Below are 15999 nucleotides of genomic sequence, written 5' to 3'. Positions count from 1 at the left end.
GGGCGCGCCGTGCTGCGGCGTCACCAGCCCAGTTCACGCAAGTAAGCCGCGCGGGCGGCAACGCCGGTGTGGGTGAAATCGGTGAACACCCCATCCACGCCGAGACGGAAGAACTTCAGATATTCCAGGCTCGGGTCGCCGCGATAGTCGGCGGCGAGATACTTCTTCTCGTTCCGGAACGTGAAGACATGCACGAACAGGCCGAGCTTGTGCGCGTCGGCAATCACGCTGGTAGCGTCCTGCGTCGAGGCATCCGCCGTCGATCCCTTGTAGGGCGTGCCGTCGGCGTTGTTGCCCTTCCACGGTGAGATCTTGTAGGGGACGATATAGGCCTTCCACGGACCGATGCCGTCGGCATAGGTCTTGATCTCCGCGAGGCCCTCGGGCGTCAGCATCGCATCGAAGGTGCGGCCGTCACCCGCGACCGTCCAGTCGTACGGACGGGAATTGGCGATGTTGTTGAGCAGCACCTTGCCGGTCTTGAAGTCGACGCCGTTGCCATCGATGAGCTGCACCTGCCGCGTTTCCAGTCCGTGGCTGCGCATATATTTCAGGCTGCCGGGCTCGAAGCTCTGAACGATGATCGGCGCGTCCTTCGCGTTGAGGCCGTTATCCCTGATGATCTTGATCAGGGCGTCCTCGAGCGGGTGGCTGCCGGGCGCGCCGCAGCCATTGGCGATCGCCTGGGCATTGTTCCAGGTCGGATTCTTGGTTTCCGGATAGACCGCGATCGGACGCCCCGTCGCCTTGCTCTTGGCTTTGGCGATGTCGATGATGCCCTGGAAACTGATGATCGGAAACTTGCCGTTGAACAGTTTTGGCCGTTCGTTGGCCGCATCATAGGTGGTGCCGGCGATCCAGCTCTTCAGCTCGTCCATGGTGAAATCGGTGATCGACCAGTCATTGGTATGGTCGTCGCCATCGACGATCAGCGCTTTCAGCACCGATTTGGGATCGGCCGGATCGATGAGGTCGGTGGGATACTCGGCCGGCCCGCTGGTCGGCGTTTGCGCCCATTTCACCTTGACGCCAACGCCCGGCGCGGTGCGCTTGCGTTTCGCGACGTCCGCATTGGTCTTCGCCGCTTCGGCGACGTTGGTGTTGTCGCCGAGCCATGGATTGTGGCGTGCCACCAGCACGCAATCCTTGGTCAAATGCAGGTCCTCTTCGAGCGCGTCGGTGCCGAGGTCGGCGGCCAGCTCATACGATGCCTCGGTCTCCTCGGGCACCAGGCCCGGCACGCCGCGATGCCCGATCACAAGCGGCTGCTTGCCGTCGACGGTCAGGAACGGCTTGGCGCCGGCCGGCGCCGGGCCGGTTTGCGCTGATGCCATCGACGGCAGCAGGACCGCCAAAGCCGCCGCACCGAGCAGCATCGCGCCAACATGCACCTTCCATCGCGAACGAATCTGCCTCACGGCCAAATCTCCATCTTTTGCGTGGCATCGGGGCGATGCCATAAAGGCCGAGCCGAACAGGGCCGACGCCGTTGTTTTCTTGTCGCAATCTTCTGACAGTCCGATGACTATTCGGCGAGGCGGGCCGACACAAGCTTCTGCGCCGCGCCGGAGGGCGAACAGTCCGCACCTCATTGCGGCTTGCGGCCGGGCGCGGCGCGTTGTCAGCGGTCGATCCGGACGCTCATGCCGGGTTCGAGACCTTCCGCGGCGCCTGCTGGGTCGAGACGCAGACGCAACGTGTTGCGGTCGTGATCGCCGATCACGCGCTCGGCCTGCCAGGTGGCGAACACCCCAAGCGGCCGCAATTCGGTGATGGCAGCCTTGGTGGCGGCGCCGGAACCGTTCGGTATCACGCTCACGGTCTTGCCCATCGCAAGACCGTCGAGATGGTCCTCGCGCACGTTGAATGACAGCCATTGCTTGCCGGCCGCAGCAATCATCAGGATCGGCTGGCCCGCACGAACGTTCTCGCCCACTTCCGCGGCGATCACGCTGACCACGCCGTCGACCGGCGCGCGCAGCACCATCTTGTCGAGACGGCGCTCGAGCACCGCGACGGCGGCCGCAGCCGCCTGCACCTGTGCGTCGGCGATGGCGCGCTCCTCTTTGGTCGGCCCCGCCGCGGCGGCATCGTAATTCGCCTGGGCCGCCGCCACGCCGGCGCGCGCGGCGGCAACGTCGTTCTCGGCCTGGTCGAGCGCCTGCTGGGTTTCAAAGCTCTGGCTCGCCAGCGTGGTGATCCGCTTGAGCTGGGTCTCCACATAGTCGAGCCGTGAATTGGCCTTGGAGATCGCGGCTTTCAGCGAGTCGATCTGTTCGCGGCGTACGCCGGCATAGACGTTGTTGCGGCTCGCCACCGCGGCGGCGAGCGCGGCCCGCGCCTGGTCCGCCTGTGCGCTCAACTCGACCGCGGAGAGTTTGGCGAGGACGTCGCCCGCGTGCACCTTGGCGCCTTTCTCGACCGCGATCGACACCAGCTGGCCGTTCACTTCCGGCTCGATCCTGACCTCGGTCGAGCGGACCACGCCGACGATCGCGGGCGCCGGCGTCGCGCGGCTCTCGGCGTAGATCAGCGCGCCCGCGACGAGCACAACGGGGATCGCGACAATGGCTGCGCGCCTAGCGTTGGGCATGTTACTGTCCTCTCTTGAACACCAGCGCGGAGATCACGGCGAGCACGAAATAGCCCAGCGCCAGGCACCACAACCTGAGCCAGTCATGCGAGACCTCCCAGATGCTGGCGCCGAGCTGGTTGATACGCACGAGGCCGTCGATCGCCGAGTCGGCCGGGAACAGCCGGCCGAGCGCCGTGGCCGCAGGGGGGATGGCCTCGCGCGGCCAGGCGAAGCCGGCGGTGAAGAACTGCGGCAGGCTGGTCGCCAGCAGCAGGATGGTCGCGTTCTCCGGCCGCGTGAACCAGGCGCCGATCGCCTGTCCCAGGAAGCTCGTCGCCAGCAGGAAGACGGTCGCCAGCGCGAAGATCTGCGGCAGATGGCCCAGCGTCGAGAAGCCATAGATCCGCGGCAGCACGATCAGATAGAGCGCGAGCGCCGGCAGATAGATGGTCAGATGGGCAACGCCGCGCCCGAACACGCCCGCGACCGTGTTGCGGGAATTCGCCAGCGCCGTGCCGGTCAGCATCGCCGCGCCGATCAACAGCGTCTGTTGTAGGATCAGGATGAACGCCGCCGGGACGATGTAACTCGCATAGCCGCCGACCGGGTTGAAAATCGGTTGCAGCAGGACGTTGGCCGGGCTGAGGCTCGCGAGCTTCGCCTTGACCAGGCTTCCGTCGGCGCGGGCGCCCCGCGACACCAGTTCGGATGTCAGCGTGCCGATCGCGGTGGCGACGGCGCCTGCGGTCGACCGGAAGATGAACAGATAGGTGGCGTCGGCGTAGACCGGGATGTGCGCGGTGAGGCCCTTGAGCACGTCGCGTTCGGTGCCGGGCGGAATCTGCACGGCGGCAAATGCATAGCCGCGGTCGATGGCGGTGCTTGCCTCCGCAAGGGTGCGGGCGCGCACCGTCACGCTCAATGTGCCGCTGGCATCGAGCGTCTCCACGATCTGCCGTGAGAGATCGCCGAGATCATTGTCGACGACCGCGATCGGCAGCTTGCGCAGGATCTGGTTCAGATAAGGCTGCGGATAATAGATGCCGTAGACCAGCGGCGCGAGGAACAGCAGGCTGAAGGCACTGCGCGTTCCGAGCACGCGCCGCCACTCCGCCGCGAAGGCGCCGCCGACGCCCGATGGCGCCGGCTCGCTCGCTGGCGGCTCCTCGGGCCGCGCCGTCGCAAACCAGCCCCGGCGCGTCAGGCTCGCCATGCGCAGCAATGCGAGCGCGGCAAACAGCAACGTGAGGCCTGCGAGCGCCGCGAAGGGAATTGCCGATTCCGAGGCCGGCAATCCGCGCGCCGCTTGTCCCATCAGCACCGACATGTACCAGCGCAGCGGCAGGATCGCGCTCCAGACCTGCGCAAACGTATTCATGCCGATGGTGGGAAAGCCGACACCGGCATAGCCGAAGGCAGGGGAGGCGATCAGGCCGGCAAGGCCGAGCCCCGTCGCGAGGTCGCCGACCAAAAGCTGCAGCAGGGCGCCGAGCGACAGATAGGCGATGATCAGAAGCAGGCCCGCCGCGATGATCAGCAGCACATCGCCCTTGAAGGGAATCTGCAGCACGCCTTCGAGGATCAGCGGCTGGGCCAGCATGATCAGGATGAAGGTCACGAACAGCGGCGCCAGCTTGCCGGCGAGCGCGGCGATCGGATCGCCGCCGGCGCTTTCGAGCCACTCGCGCGCGTTGCGGCGGCGGAATTCGGAGCCGACCGAATAGCCCGCGGCGAGCGTGATCACCACGTGGATGATCGTTGGCAGCAGCGCACGCAGCAGGAATTGCGCGTAGTTTTTCTGCGGATTGACCAGCGCGATGGTCTCCGCGGAAAGCGTTCCCATCGACGCCGGGGCGGGAGCGGCGCGATTGGCGGGAGCGGCCGCGCTCGCGGCGGCGGACAGCACATCGTTCAGGCCCGACGACGCGATGCCGGCCGCCGTCAGGAATTGCTGGTTGTAGAAGCCGACGACCTGCGGGCGGCGATCGGCCTTCAGGTCGCGTTCGAAATTCGGCGGGATGAAGATCGCCGAAATCGCCTTGCCGGACCGGATGTCCTGTACGGCTGACGACAGCGAGCCGGAATCGTCGACGATTCTCAGGCTCGGCGAGGCCGCGACCTGCTGCGTCAGCGCGCGCGAAGTATCCGACTTGTCGGTGTCGACGATCGTGACGCCAAGGCCCCGGATCACCGGTTGGCTGAACACGGCCGTGAGCACCACGAAGGCGAACAGCGGCACGCCGAAGATCAAGAGCAATGCCACACGGTCGCGCAACAGCCACTGGCATTCGCGCTGTGCGACCCGCCAGAATCCGGGCTTTGAGGCCAGCCTCATTGGCGAGACCGCCAGTCGAGATAGGCGCTCATTCCGGGCCGCAGCTCAGGCACCGGCTGCACCGGATAGGCGCGGATCGAGAACGTCCGCAAATCGAAATCGCCGGTGGCGCGCGTCGCCCGCCAGCTCGCATATTCGCCCTTGGTGGCGATCAGCTTGACCTCGACCGTGACATGGCGGTCGTCGAGCGCCGGAATGCGGACGTCGAACTTGTCGCCGACCTTCAGGCCCTTCACCAGATCCTCGCGCAGATCGAAATGGATCCACAGGTCGTCGAGATTGATCAGCGTCACCAGCGGCACGCCCGGCGAGACGAACTCGCCCGGCTCGACGTTGCGCTGATAGACCTGTGCCGCAACCGGCGCGTAGACCGCGAGCTGATCGATCACCGACTGGACGCTTTGAATGTCGGCTTCGGCTTTCTCGACATTGGCTTTCGCGATCGCGCGTTCTTCCTTGGTGTAGCCGTTGACCGCCTGCTCATAGGCCGATTTCGCCTGGTCGAGCCCGCGCTCGGCTTCGTGCAGCGCATCGGTGGTCTGGTCGAGACGGGCCTGCGGCGCGTTGCCTTGCTCGGTCAGTGTCTTGGCGCGATCGAAGGTCTTCTGCGCCAGCACCTGCGCGGCCTCCGCGCGCGCCATTTCCGCCTTCCGCGCGGCAATGGTTTCGACCCGCGTTCCAACCATGACGTTGGCGAGTTGCGCGTCTGCAACGGCCTTGGCGGCGCGCATCTGGTCTTGCTTTGCAAGCGTTTCCGGATTGTCGATGCGCACCAGGGCGGCGCCCGCGGGCACGTTCTGGCCGCGCTCGACCGGGATGTCCTTGACCCGTCCGTCGACGCGCGCGGCGATATCGAGCCGCGTTGCATCGACCTCGCCCTGCACGAGCAGCGGCTCGGGCCGCAGCAGATAATAGACCGACAGCGCAACGATGATCGCTGCAACGACGCCGACAATGATGGCCGGCATGCGCATCGCGGCGTGCGCATAGTCCTGCCGCGCTGCTTGTGGTGGCTCCGACGTGCTTCGGCTCTCGTTACCAGAAGGTGACACGTCCATAGCTGACCCCACATTGGCTCATGACCAGGATAGTCATTCACTATGGCGTGGATGTTAAATCCTGCCAACCTCGGCAGCCTGTCCGATCCGGCTCGAATTTGACCGAAGCAACCGCATCCGGTGCGGTCGAAGCGATATCGCTTCGATGTGCGCCGCATCGACGCGCGGTTGCGTGCACAATTCCAGCCGCGGCGGGATTGGCGCCGTGCATCGGCCGGACCCTTTGAAGCGCGCGGAGCCCGCATGCTCGCTGCATGTGACCGGCCATGTTGCCGTGGCGTTGAACCCAGGTTCCGCCCAGGTTCGCGCCTGCGATCGCCAGCGCGCCCGCTGACTTTCGCGCCGCTGCCGCGTGGCCCGAGCAGGCCGCCATTGCGGGCCGCGCATGGCATCGCCGGTCACACGGATATTTGAAGCTCCGCGCCCGAATAAATCGCATCCGATTAAATCGGGATACTTGAAGACCGGTCGCGCCATGCCTTTATCAGGCGTGAGCGAATTAATCGTATGCGATGTAAATCGGGGGAGCGTTACCATGACGACCAGGATTTCCCACGTCGCCAGGACGTTCAGAACCACGACGTTCAGAACCATCGCGCTGGCTGTGGCGCTGTCGGCCATCACGGCGACGGCCGCCTCGGCGCAGGCCGCGATCTCCGAGCCGGCCGCTTATCAGGCGCTGTATCCGTACCGGGACGTGCTCAACAACGGCGCGCCGACGCCGGCGGCCAGGCTGGTGCTGCTGCCGCCCGCCGTGCTGCAGGCGCGGGAGAGCGGCATCGGCGTCGTTCATGTGCCGCGGCGCAGTTCGCATCGTGCCGGGCGCTGAGGCCCAGCAAAGAGGATGTGCGTCGATCGACCCACATCCTCAAACCGGATCAGACCAGCTCTCGCGTCTGTGATTGAATGATAAAAATCATTCTATTGATCGCCGGCGCGGCTCGACTACGTCGAAATTGAGTGGCTTCCCCCTCATGACGGAGACGTTCCATGACCAATCAGATCGACGACCTCTCAAGGTACTATCGCTATGAGCTCGTGCACGGCGACCATGCCGATTTCATCGCCTATCAACGCAACCAGGGCGACGGCGTCTGGCAGACGTATTCGACCTGGATGATCCCGCGCGCGAATGGCGAATAGTGCCGGCTGACGCGGGCGATTACCGGGACCTGCCGCGGAAAGAAAAATGCGCCCGGTGCCGGCCGGGCGCATTTTTGTTGGCTGTCATCGGGCGCACATCCGGGCGACCCGCTCGCGGCGGCGTGCTCGTCAGTTCGACTTCACCAGCGGGCAGCCGCCCTTGTCGAGCGGACGGAACGCTTCGTCGCCGGGCACGGTGGCGATCAGCTTGTAGAGATCCCACTCGCCCTTGGATTCCTCGGGCTTCTTGGTCTCGAACAGGTACATGTCGTGCACCATGCGGCCGTCGATCCGGATATGGCCGTTCTTGGCGAAGAAGTCGTTGACCGGCGTCTTGCGCATCTGCTCCATCACCTTCGGCGCCTCGTCGGTGCCGATGGCTTCGATCGCCTTCAGGTAATGCATGGTCGCCGAGTAGAGGCCGGCCTGGATCATGGTCGGCATGTGGCCGACCTTCTCGTTGAAGCGCTTCGAGAAGGCGCGGGTCTCGTCGTGCATGTCCCAGTAGAAGGCGTCGGTGACGATCAGGCCTTGTGTCGCCTTCAGGCCCAGTGCGTGGGTGTCGGTGATTTCCATCAGCAGCGCGATCAACTTCTGGCCGCCCTGGGTCAGGCCGAACTCGGCGGCCTGCTTCAGCGCGGTGGTGGTGTCGCCGCCGGCATTCGCCAGCGCCACGACCTTGGCCTTGGAAGCCTGCGCCTGCAGCAGGAAGGACGAGAAGTCCGACGAGTTGAGGGGATGGCGCACGTCGCCCAAGACCTTGCCGCCGGTCTCCTTGACGACGTTGGCGGCGTCGCGCTCCAGCGCCATGCCGAAGGCGTAGTCGGCGGTGACGAAGAACCAGGTGTCGTCGCCGCGCTTGACCATCGCCTTGCCGGCGACGTTCGACAGCGCGTAGGTGTCGTAAGTCCAGTGCACCGTGTTGGGCGAGCAGGCGGTGCCGGTGATATCAGAGGAGCCGCCGCCGGAATTGATGTGGATCTTGTTCTTCTCGCGCGTCAGCGCCGAGATCGGCAGCGCGACCGACGAGGTCGGCACGTCGAGGATCGCATCCACCTTCTCGTTGTCGTACCAGTTGCGCGCGATGCTGACCCCGACGTCGGGCTTGTTCTGATGATCGGCCACGACGACCTGGATCGGCTTGCCCTTCACCTTGCCGCCGTAATCTGCGACCGCCATCTCGACCGCGGCGACCGAGCCCTTGCCGGTGGCGTCCGCATAGAGGCTCGACATGTCGGTGAGCACGCCGAGCTTGACGACGTCGTCGGAGATCTGGGCGTTCGCCGCGGTGCCGGAGACCGCGAGCGCGAGGCCGGCCGCTGCTGCGGCCAAGAGCGATTTCATCGTGTTTCTCTCCCTGATCTTTTCCTTGGGGGTTGCTTCCACGAGGCACCTTCTATCCGGTGCGGCAACCTGTCGCAAAGACGACTTTTTGGGCATGCGTAGGGCGCGCGGCGGATGGAACGCCGCGATCTGCGTCCTACAGCGCCGGTAGCGCGGTGACGGCGGCCTTGATGGTGCCGTCGGTCTCCACGATCACCCGCAGCGTCTTCGAATCGAACGCGATGCCGGCAAGCCGGATGCTGTTGACGTCGGCGTCGACGCGGATGCCTTCCTCGTTCTTCTGCAGGTCGGCGATGGCGGCGGTGATCTTCCGCTGCGCGTTGGTTGCGAATGGCTTCAGGTCGACGACCAGCCGGTCGGCGAGCGCCTGCTGCAAATGCGGGATCGCCGCGCGCGCGGCGGCGCCGAGCAGGCCGAACGCGGCTTCGGACTCGACCGCCAGCTCGACGTCGGTGAGCCGCAGCGTCTGCGCCGCCTGGTCGAGCCGCGGCCGGCCCCAGATGTGCACGGTCGCCTCGGCGCCGAAGCCGAAGAAGCTCTTCTTCTCCTTGGCGTGCACCAGAAGCGAGATCAAAAGCCGGTCGCCGGAGGCGGCGATGCCCGCACTCTTGACGGTCACGTCGACCGGGCCGGAGCCGTCCTCGGGGAAGGTCTTGCCCTTCAACTGCGCCTCGACGAGCTGCGTCAGCGTGGTGAAGGACACGTCGACCGGCAGGCCGACCGAGACCTGGCTCGGCATCGGCGGCACGATCGCGAGCTTGTCGGGGAACGGACAGTTCGGCGTGGTCTGCGCCTCCGTGATCCGCGTCTCGGCCTCGATCCCCATGGTCAGGATCAGCGAGGACGCATCGACCTTCGGCTGCGCCGCGATCGCGCGGGTCGGCCGCAACTCGAGCCACATCGGCGGCATCGACGCGGTGCCGCCGGTGCCCTGCAGCGGGATCGAGCGGCAGGCCTTGACCCATTGCGTGCGTGCGGCGTTCTGGAACACCGGGTCGTTGTGCAAGCGCGCCTCGACCACGGAAATCTGGTCGGCGACCGCCTTGTCGATGACCGGCTTGACCTGGGCCGGCACGTTGATGCGGACGCCGGCGGCCGACAGGCTGGTGTCGCCGAGATTGACCTGCGCCTGCAGGTTCGGCTCGATCCGCCAGGACGCGCCGAGCTTCGGCCGCGCGGTCAGCGTGACGCTGCCCTTGATGTCGGCATTGGCGTTGATGTTCTTGATGTTCACGGCGCCGATCTGCTTGGCGACATTGCCGCCGAGCAGGCTGCCGAGCGCGTCGCTGACCGCGCCGGTCGCCTTCGCGGACAGCGAGCCGGTGACCTTGAGCGTGCCGTTGATTGGGGTCGTCAGCGTCAGCACGTCCTGCGCGCCGGTCGCCGCGATCGGCCCGCGCGAGGCGGTCCAGCCGATGTCGGCATTTTGCAGGATCTGTTGAACCGGGTTGTCGGCCTTGCCGCCGAAGGTCTTCGGCGCGCCGCGTTCGGCGGCATCGCGGATCGCCGACAGCGCGACCGAGACCTGCGCCACGACCGTCGAAGAGCGCGGCGCCTGCGGCAGCGGCGGCAGCTGCACGAGTGGCGGCGTCTGCACCGTGACGCTCGGCGCGATCCAGTCCATGGCCTTGAGGCTGATCGCGAACGAGACCAGCACCACCGTGAGCCCGAGCGCGATCGTTCTTGGATGCATCGGTAGACGCATCATTCCCCCGGATGAAATCAACTTGACGGGTTGTACAGGCCCGCCGACGAGGGCGCCAGTGTGGCGGGATCAAGCTGCTTCGGGGGCGGAGACGGGCCGGTCGCCCGACATCACCTGTAAGTTAACGATCCGGACGTTAACGATTATGAACGCGACGACGGCCCCGGCATGATGCCGGAGCCGTCGTCAATGTCTGAATGTGTCGGGGCTAGCGGACGGCCGAGCCGAGGTCGGCGCGGCGGTCGGTCATCGGCAGCACGATCACCTTGGTGCCGACGTTGACCCGCGAATAGAGGTCGGTGACATCCTCATTGGTGAGGCGCAGGCAGCCGGAGGAGACGTGGGTGCCGATCGTCTCCGGCGCGTTGGTGCCGTGGATGCGGTATACGGTGCCGCCGAGATACATGGCGCGGGCGCCGAGCGGGTTGCCCGGGCCTCCGGCCATGTGGCGCGGCAGATAGGGCTGACGGGCGATCATTTCCGGCGGCGGGGTCCAATCCGGCCACTCCGCCTTCTTGGTGATGGTCTGGGTGCCCGACCAGGTGAAGCCGTCGCGGCCGACGCCGATGCCGTAGCGCATGGCCTGGCCGCCTCCGAGCACGAGATAGAGATAGGTGTGCGGGGTATCGATGATGACGGTGCCGGGGGCCTCGCGGGTCGGATAGGCGACGACCTGGCGACGCAGGCGGGCGGGCAATTCGACGGAACGGTCTTCGTCCTGCGCCTGCGGCATCGACTGCACCGGCGGCTGCACCGCCTCGGTCGGCGGCGTCAGGATGAAGGGGAAGATCGGCAGCGGAGCGGCCGCGGCGGCGTTCGATAAAGCGACGGTGCCAACCGCCAGCGCACCGAAGGCGGCGGCAGCGAGACGTGCGTTCAGCTTGATGGAATTGAACATTGTCGACCCCTGTTGTTTGCGCCCTGCGCGCCAGTTCCGGCGCGTCGTTGGATCGAACCAGTACAGGTGAGGCGTTTCAGGACGTTTGCACGAAATCGCCAAAATGGTTTCGTGCCGTTAGGGATTTGTTTCGTCGGTGTTTCGTCGCACGGTTAAGGGCGCGTTGCCGGGGGCTGTCCCATCCCAAGACATCGTTCCTGGCACGGCGCTTGCTGTCCAAAGGCGGTGGTTTGGAATGGAGTGGAAATCATGCCAGCGCCTTCGATCGGGAGCATGCTGGATCAGCAGAAAGGCTTTGGTCCCGGGTTCGATTTTCTCCGCGTTGCGCTTGCGATCTCGGTCGTCGCGGGGCATACGTCCTATGTTGCTACCGGGCGCGGCGACTCGGATTCGACGGGGATCTTCTGGTTTCCGCAATTTGCCATCCTCGTGATGTTCTTCGCATTGAGCGGATTCCTGATCGCCGCAAGCGGGCTGCGGCTCAGCCTGAAGGAATTCCTGATCAATCGCGGAATGCGGATCATTCCGGCGCTAGCGGTCGAGATCGTGCTGTCGGCGCTGATCCTCGGGCCGATCTTCACCACGCTGCCGCTCTGGGACTATTTCACCAGCGCCGGCACCTGGAAATATTTCACGAATGTCGTCGGCCTGGTGAACTACACCCTGCCGGGCGTGTTCGCCGGCAATCCCGCGCCGGAGGTCAACAGTTCGCTGTGGACCGTGCCGTTCGAATATGGCTGCTACGCGGTGATGGCGGTCATCATGACCTTAGGGCTGCTGCGCAGGCCGGCGCTGATCGTGCTCGGCGTCGTCGTCCTGGTCGGCATCGGCTTTGCCGTGCAGATCACCGGGCATGCCGCAACGCCGTCGCAACTGCCTCCGGGCGTCGCCGGCTCGCTGTATGACAAGATCTTCAGCACGGCGCTGTTCCTCGGGCGCGGCGCGAAACTGCCGGTTGCCTGCCTGCTCGGGATCGCGATCTACCTTTACCGCGACCGCATTCCCTATGACGGGCGCATTCTCGCCGTCTGTTGCGTGCTCTGCCTCGGAGCAGCACTGCTCGGACCGGCAGCCTGGATCACCCAGCCCGTCCTCAATGCCGTCATTGCTCCGGCGCTGGTCTACATCACCGTGTTCCTCGGTGTCTCGAAGCTGCCGCGGCTGCCGCTGTTTTCAAGGGGCGACTATTCCTACGGGATCTATCTGTACGGTTTTCCGGTGCAGCAGGTGGTGAAGGTGTGGCTGCCGAACGCGTCGCTGATTGTCCAGTTCGCCGTCGCGCTGGTGCTGATCACGGCGTTCGCGGCATTCTCCTGGCACTGGATCGAGAAGCCGGTCCTAAAGCTGCGCCGCCATTTCTCGTTCGTGGCGCGCAAGCGGCTCGAGCCGGAGGATATGGTCGAGATGCTCGACGGGATCGGGCCGCTTGCCGTCAGCGTCAGCGGCAGCCGGAGCAGGCGATCTTCCTGACTAGCAACAACAGCGTCGCCGGCGCTCAGCGGTGAATGTATCCGGCCAGTCCATCCCATAGCAGCTTGGCCGCGGTGATGACGAGAATGGCGTAGCAGGCGCGGTACAGCGCCCGCTGGTCGAGGCGTTCGTGCAGCCGCCAACCGGACCAGACGCCGACCGGCACGGCCGGCACGCAAAGCGCCATCAGCATGCACAGACTTCGCGACGGCGTGGCGAGCACCAGCCACGGACCGGCCTTCAGCAAATTGCCGACGGTGAAGAACAGGCTGGTGGTGCCGGCGTAAAGCGCCTTCGACATGCCGAGCGGCAACAGATAGATCGCAAGCGGCGGCCCGCCTGAATGCGCGACCATCGTAGTGACGCCGGAGGAGAGCCGGCGAGCGTTGCCTTGATCGTCGAGCGCGGACGCGGCTTGATCTCGCCGCCGCCGATGAACCACAACGCGGCGAACGTCAGCGTCACGAGGCCCATCACGATCTCGACGGCATGCCGGTCGAGATCGCGCAGCACGAAATAGCCGATGCTGATGCCGACCACGAGCGCCGGCAGCAGCATCGCCAGATCGACGCGCGACCAGGTGCTCGGACGCCAGAAACGCAGCGCCGTAAGATCCATGAAAATGAACAATGGCGCAAGCAGTGCGCCGGCCGCAATCGGGTCCATCGCAAGCGAGAGCAGCGGGATGCCGACAATGGCAAAGCCGCCGCCGAACGCGCCCTTCATGAAGGAGATCAGGAACACGCCGGCCAGTGCGACCGCGAGCACGAACGGCGCGGGCAGGTCTGCGATGAGGGATGCGATCATAGTGTGGCGCAACATGGGGGCGTACGCATGCAGGCGCAATCCAAACATTGCTCTCGGTGCAATTGGTGTGCCCGAGCGGGCTAGCCGGCGCGTATCCTCGGCAGGCCCGACCTGTCGCCGTTGATCACCGCGCGGCGGTCGGAGACGGCGTGATGGAATTGCTCGAGTGTCAGCCCGATCGCCGAGAGATCGCCGTCCTCGATCGCGCCGTCGTCGTAGCAATCGAGCGCCTCACGCAGCAGCGCGTCCGCTTCGCTCTGCATTGCCGCGAGCTCCTCCGGCGTCTCGGCGCCGCGCACCCGCGAGATCAGCGTCAGCAGACCGTCGCGATGGGTGATGTAACGCTCGCGCTCGTCGCGTTTCACGTAGTGCCGCAGCCAGGCGCCCGCCGTGCCGAGGCCGGAGACCAGCAGGATGCCGCCCCAGATGTAGTCGGAGTATTTTTCGAGAAAGGTGCGCTCGGTGCCGTCGATATAGGCGGCCGCGCCCTGATGCGCCGGCAGCGCGGCATCCTTGTCGGTGTCCGGCTTCTCGATCTTGGCAGCAGCCGGCAGGTCGCGCGCGACCTGAAGCCGCTGCGTGAACAACTGCCGATCGAGTGCGCCGACGGTTGCCTCGTGCAGCGCATGTTGCGCGATGATGAGGTGATTGACGCCGACGGTCTCGATCTTGTCCTCGGGCCGGGCCGGCGAAGAGGAGAAGATGCTGCCGGCGATTTCCTCGGACTCATAGAGCGGATGCTTCTGCGCGATCGCTTCCGAGACATCGACGGGAAGGAATTTCGGTTCGCCACGCGCCGCCGCTGTCGCCGCGATCGCTTCCGCCGTGATCTTGCTGTCGAGCGGCCCGACGGTCATGTAGGCGTCGAGCGAGGGATCGCGCGCGAGATCGGCGACCTTGTTGACGGCGAACTGGCTGATCGCAACCTTGTCGGGGTTGATGCCGGACTCGGTCAGGATCACGCGCAGCAGCGTGACGTTGGCCGGGGTGCTGCCGATGACACCGACCTTGCGGCCCGGGAGATCGTCGATGCTCTTGATCTTCGCAGACCGCGGCTTGCCTTTCCCGCCCGACGGTGCCCACAGCACAACGACATTCTTGCGCAGAATCGCAACCGCCTCGGCGCTCGCGGGCAGACTGAGATCGCCGCGCACGACCGCGAGGTCGACCTTGTTCGCGGTGAACAGCGCGATGCTTTCGGCGGCTCCCTGTGTCGTGACCGGCTTCAGCCGCACCGAATTGCCGTCACGCGCAAAGGCCTGCGCGAACGCCTGGATGAGCTTGACGTCGTCACTGCCGGTCGGGCCGACCGCGATCTTCAGCGTCACCGGACGCAGCCCGTAGAACAGCAGGCCTGCGGCGACGGCAAACACGAAGATGCCGGCCGCCAGGATCAGGAGCGACGAGTTTCGCCGTTTGAGCCTGCGGCGCGTGGTGCCGGGATGTTCACTCTGCTGCTCTGACATCTGGCTGTCATGTTACACGAAATACCGGCAGTTCGCCGTGAAAAACAACCTAACATTTCGATGACGTCATACGTTTGAAACATCCATGTCAGAACGTCGTGCGAGCAGAATCAAGATTAACGATTTGGGTCTCCTGCGATGCGCATACTCGTTGCGACCGATGCCTGGCATCCGCAAGTCAACGGCGTGGTTCGGACGCTGACGTCGCTTGCGCGCAGCGCAGCGACCCTCGGCGCCGAGATCGAGTTCCTCACCCCCGACGGCTTCCGGTCGGTCGGCGTGCCGACCTATCCGGGCCTGCGCATGGCGCTGCCGAACCGCCGCGAGATCGCGCGCCGGATCGAGGAGGCCGCGCCCGAGGCGATCCACATCGCGACCGAAGGACCGATCGGCTGGGCGGTGCGCGGCTATTGCCAGCGCAACAAGCTCGCCTTCACCACATCCTATACAACGCGCTTCCCGGAATATGTTTCAGTGCGTACCGGCATTCCCGACAGCGTCGGCTATGCCGTGCTGCGCCACTTCCACGCGGCCGGATCGATGACGATGGTCGCGACCGACTCGCTGCGATCAGAGCTTGCCGAGCGCGGCTTCCGCAAGCTCGGCTTCTGGACCCGCGGCGTCGACACCAAAATCTTCAATCCGGATCAACCGGCGCTGCTCGACCTGCCGCGTCCGATCTTCATGACCATGGGTCGCGTCGCAGTGGAGAAGAATCTCGACGCCTTCCTGTCGCTTGATCTGCCGGGCTCCAAGGTCGTGGTCGGCGATGGCCCGCAACGGGCCGCGCTGGAACAGAAATATCCCGACGCGATTTTCCTCGGCGAGAAGAAGGGCCAGGATCTGACCTCGCACCTCGCCGCCGCCGACGTCTTCGTGTTCCCGAGCCTGACCGACACCTTCGGCGTCGTGCAGCTCGAGGCGCTGGCCTGCGGCACGCCGGTCGCGGCGTTCCCGGTCACCGGCCCGAAGGACGTCATCGCGGATCATCCGATCGGCGCGATCGACAACAATCTGCGCAGCGCCTGCCTGCGCGCGCTGAACATGTCGCGCGCCGACTGCCGCAATTTTGCGTTGGAGCGTTCCTGGGAAAACAGTGCGCGTCAGTTCATCGGCAATCTGGCCACGTTGCAGCCGAGCCGCGCGCCGCGGCCCGCCCGCCGCGTCGCCGGCCGCAGTGCGGTTCCGAATTAACGGT

12 protein-coding genes and 1 pseudogene are annotated in these 15999 nt (G+C 65.6%); 4 read left to right on the top strand and 9 right to left on the bottom strand.

Features of this window, described 5'->3' with window-relative positions:
• Positions 1–20: 20 nt before the first annotated feature.
• From HU230_RS22675 to HU230_RS22660, 4 genes are all read right to left on the bottom strand, one after another.
• On the bottom strand, positions 21–1418 hold the full coding sequence (locus HU230_RS22675) for a glycerophosphodiester phosphodiesterase family protein (RefSeq protein WP_224943463.1): 1398 nt from the start codon (positions 1416–1418) through the stop codon (positions 21–23).
• 203 nt (positions 1419–1621) lie between these two features.
• Positions 1622–2593 carry an HlyD family secretion protein gene (locus HU230_RS22670; protein WP_176529775.1) on the bottom strand — a complete coding sequence of 324 codons (972 nt, stop codon included), beginning with the start codon at positions 2591–2593 and terminating at the stop codon, positions 1622–1624.
• Position 2594: 1 nt separating this feature from the next.
• A complete protein-coding gene (locus HU230_RS22665; RefSeq protein WP_176529776.1) occupies positions 2595–4910 on the bottom strand; it encodes an ABC transporter permease in 2316 nt (771 codons plus the stop codon).
• Positions 4907–5878 carry an HlyD family secretion protein gene (locus HU230_RS22660; protein ID WP_224943462.1) on the bottom strand — a complete coding sequence of 324 codons (972 nt, stop codon included), beginning with the start codon at positions 5876–5878 and terminating at the stop codon, positions 4907–4909. Before HU230_RS22660 ends, HU230_RS22665 begins: the two co-directional genes overlap by 4 nt.
• A gap of 625 nt (positions 5879–6503) precedes the next feature.
• On the opposite strand from HU230_RS22660, the gene HU230_RS22655 reads away from it, so the two are divergent.
• Both HU230_RS22655 and HU230_RS22650 read left to right on the top strand, forming a co-directional pair.
• Entirely contained in the window at positions 6504–6797 is a 294-nt protein-coding gene (locus HU230_RS22655) for a hypothetical protein (RefSeq protein WP_176528432.1), read from the top strand.
• A gap of 161 nt (positions 6798–6958) precedes the next feature.
• Positions 6959–7111, top strand: a complete 153-nt coding sequence (locus HU230_RS22650; RefSeq protein ID WP_176529778.1) for a hypothetical protein — start codon at positions 6959–6961, stop codon at positions 7109–7111.
• A 129-nt stretch (positions 7112–7240) separates the two neighbouring features.
• On the opposite strand, the gene HU230_RS22645 is transcribed toward HU230_RS22650, so the two are convergent.
• The 3 genes from HU230_RS22645 to HU230_RS22635 form a co-directional block, all read right to left on the bottom strand.
• Positions 7241–8455: an ABC transporter substrate-binding protein gene (locus HU230_RS22645; RefSeq protein ID WP_176529779.1), complete on the bottom strand. Its 1215-nt coding sequence runs from the start codon at positions 8453–8455 to the stop codon at positions 7241–7243.
• A 136-nt stretch (positions 8456–8591) separates the two neighbouring features.
• Positions 8592–10160, bottom strand: coding sequence for a DUF4403 family protein (locus tag HU230_RS22640; RefSeq protein WP_176529780.1), 1569 nt, complete (start codon positions 10158–10160; stop codon positions 8592–8594).
• A 208-nt stretch (positions 10161–10368) separates the two neighbouring features.
• Positions 10369–11058, bottom strand: a complete 690-nt coding sequence (locus tag HU230_RS22635) for a L,D-transpeptidase (RefSeq protein WP_176529781.1) — start codon at positions 11056–11058, stop codon at positions 10369–10371.
• Between the two features lie 249 nt (positions 11059–11307).
• On the opposite strand from HU230_RS22635, the gene HU230_RS22630 reads away from it, so the two are divergent.
• Positions 11308–12528 (top strand): acyltransferase family protein, encoded by a 1221-nt coding sequence (locus HU230_RS22630; RefSeq protein ID WP_210284193.1) that lies wholly within the window; start codon positions 11308–11310, stop codon positions 12526–12528.
• A gap of 25 nt (positions 12529–12553) precedes the next feature.
• Here the strand turns inward: HU230_RS22630 and HU230_RS22625 are convergent.
• Positions 12554–13335 (bottom strand): annotated as a pseudogene (locus tag HU230_RS22625) (sulfite exporter TauE/SafE family protein).
• 80 nt (positions 13336–13415) lie between these two features.
• On the bottom strand, positions 13416–14801 hold the full coding sequence (locus HU230_RS22620) for a TAXI family TRAP transporter solute-binding subunit (RefSeq protein ID WP_176529782.1): 1386 nt from the start codon (positions 14799–14801) through the stop codon (positions 13416–13418).
• A 138-nt stretch (positions 14802–14939) separates the two neighbouring features.
• Between HU230_RS22620 and HU230_RS22615 the strand changes: the two genes are divergently transcribed.
• The gene (locus HU230_RS22615) at positions 14940–15995 is read left to right on the top strand and encodes a glycosyltransferase family 4 protein (protein WP_176529783.1); all 1056 of its coding nucleotides are present in this window, start codon (positions 14940–14942) and stop codon (positions 15993–15995) included.
• Positions 15996–15999: the final 4 nt, after the last annotated feature.

The sequence above is a fragment of the Bradyrhizobium quebecense genome (genome assembly GCF_013373795.3).
GTDB classification, from domain to species: Bacteria; Pseudomonadota; Alphaproteobacteria; order Rhizobiales; family Xanthobacteraceae; genus Bradyrhizobium; species Bradyrhizobium quebecense.
The sequence above is the reverse complement of the archived record's forward strand: the minus strand, read 5'-3'. Positions and strand labels throughout refer to the sequence as shown.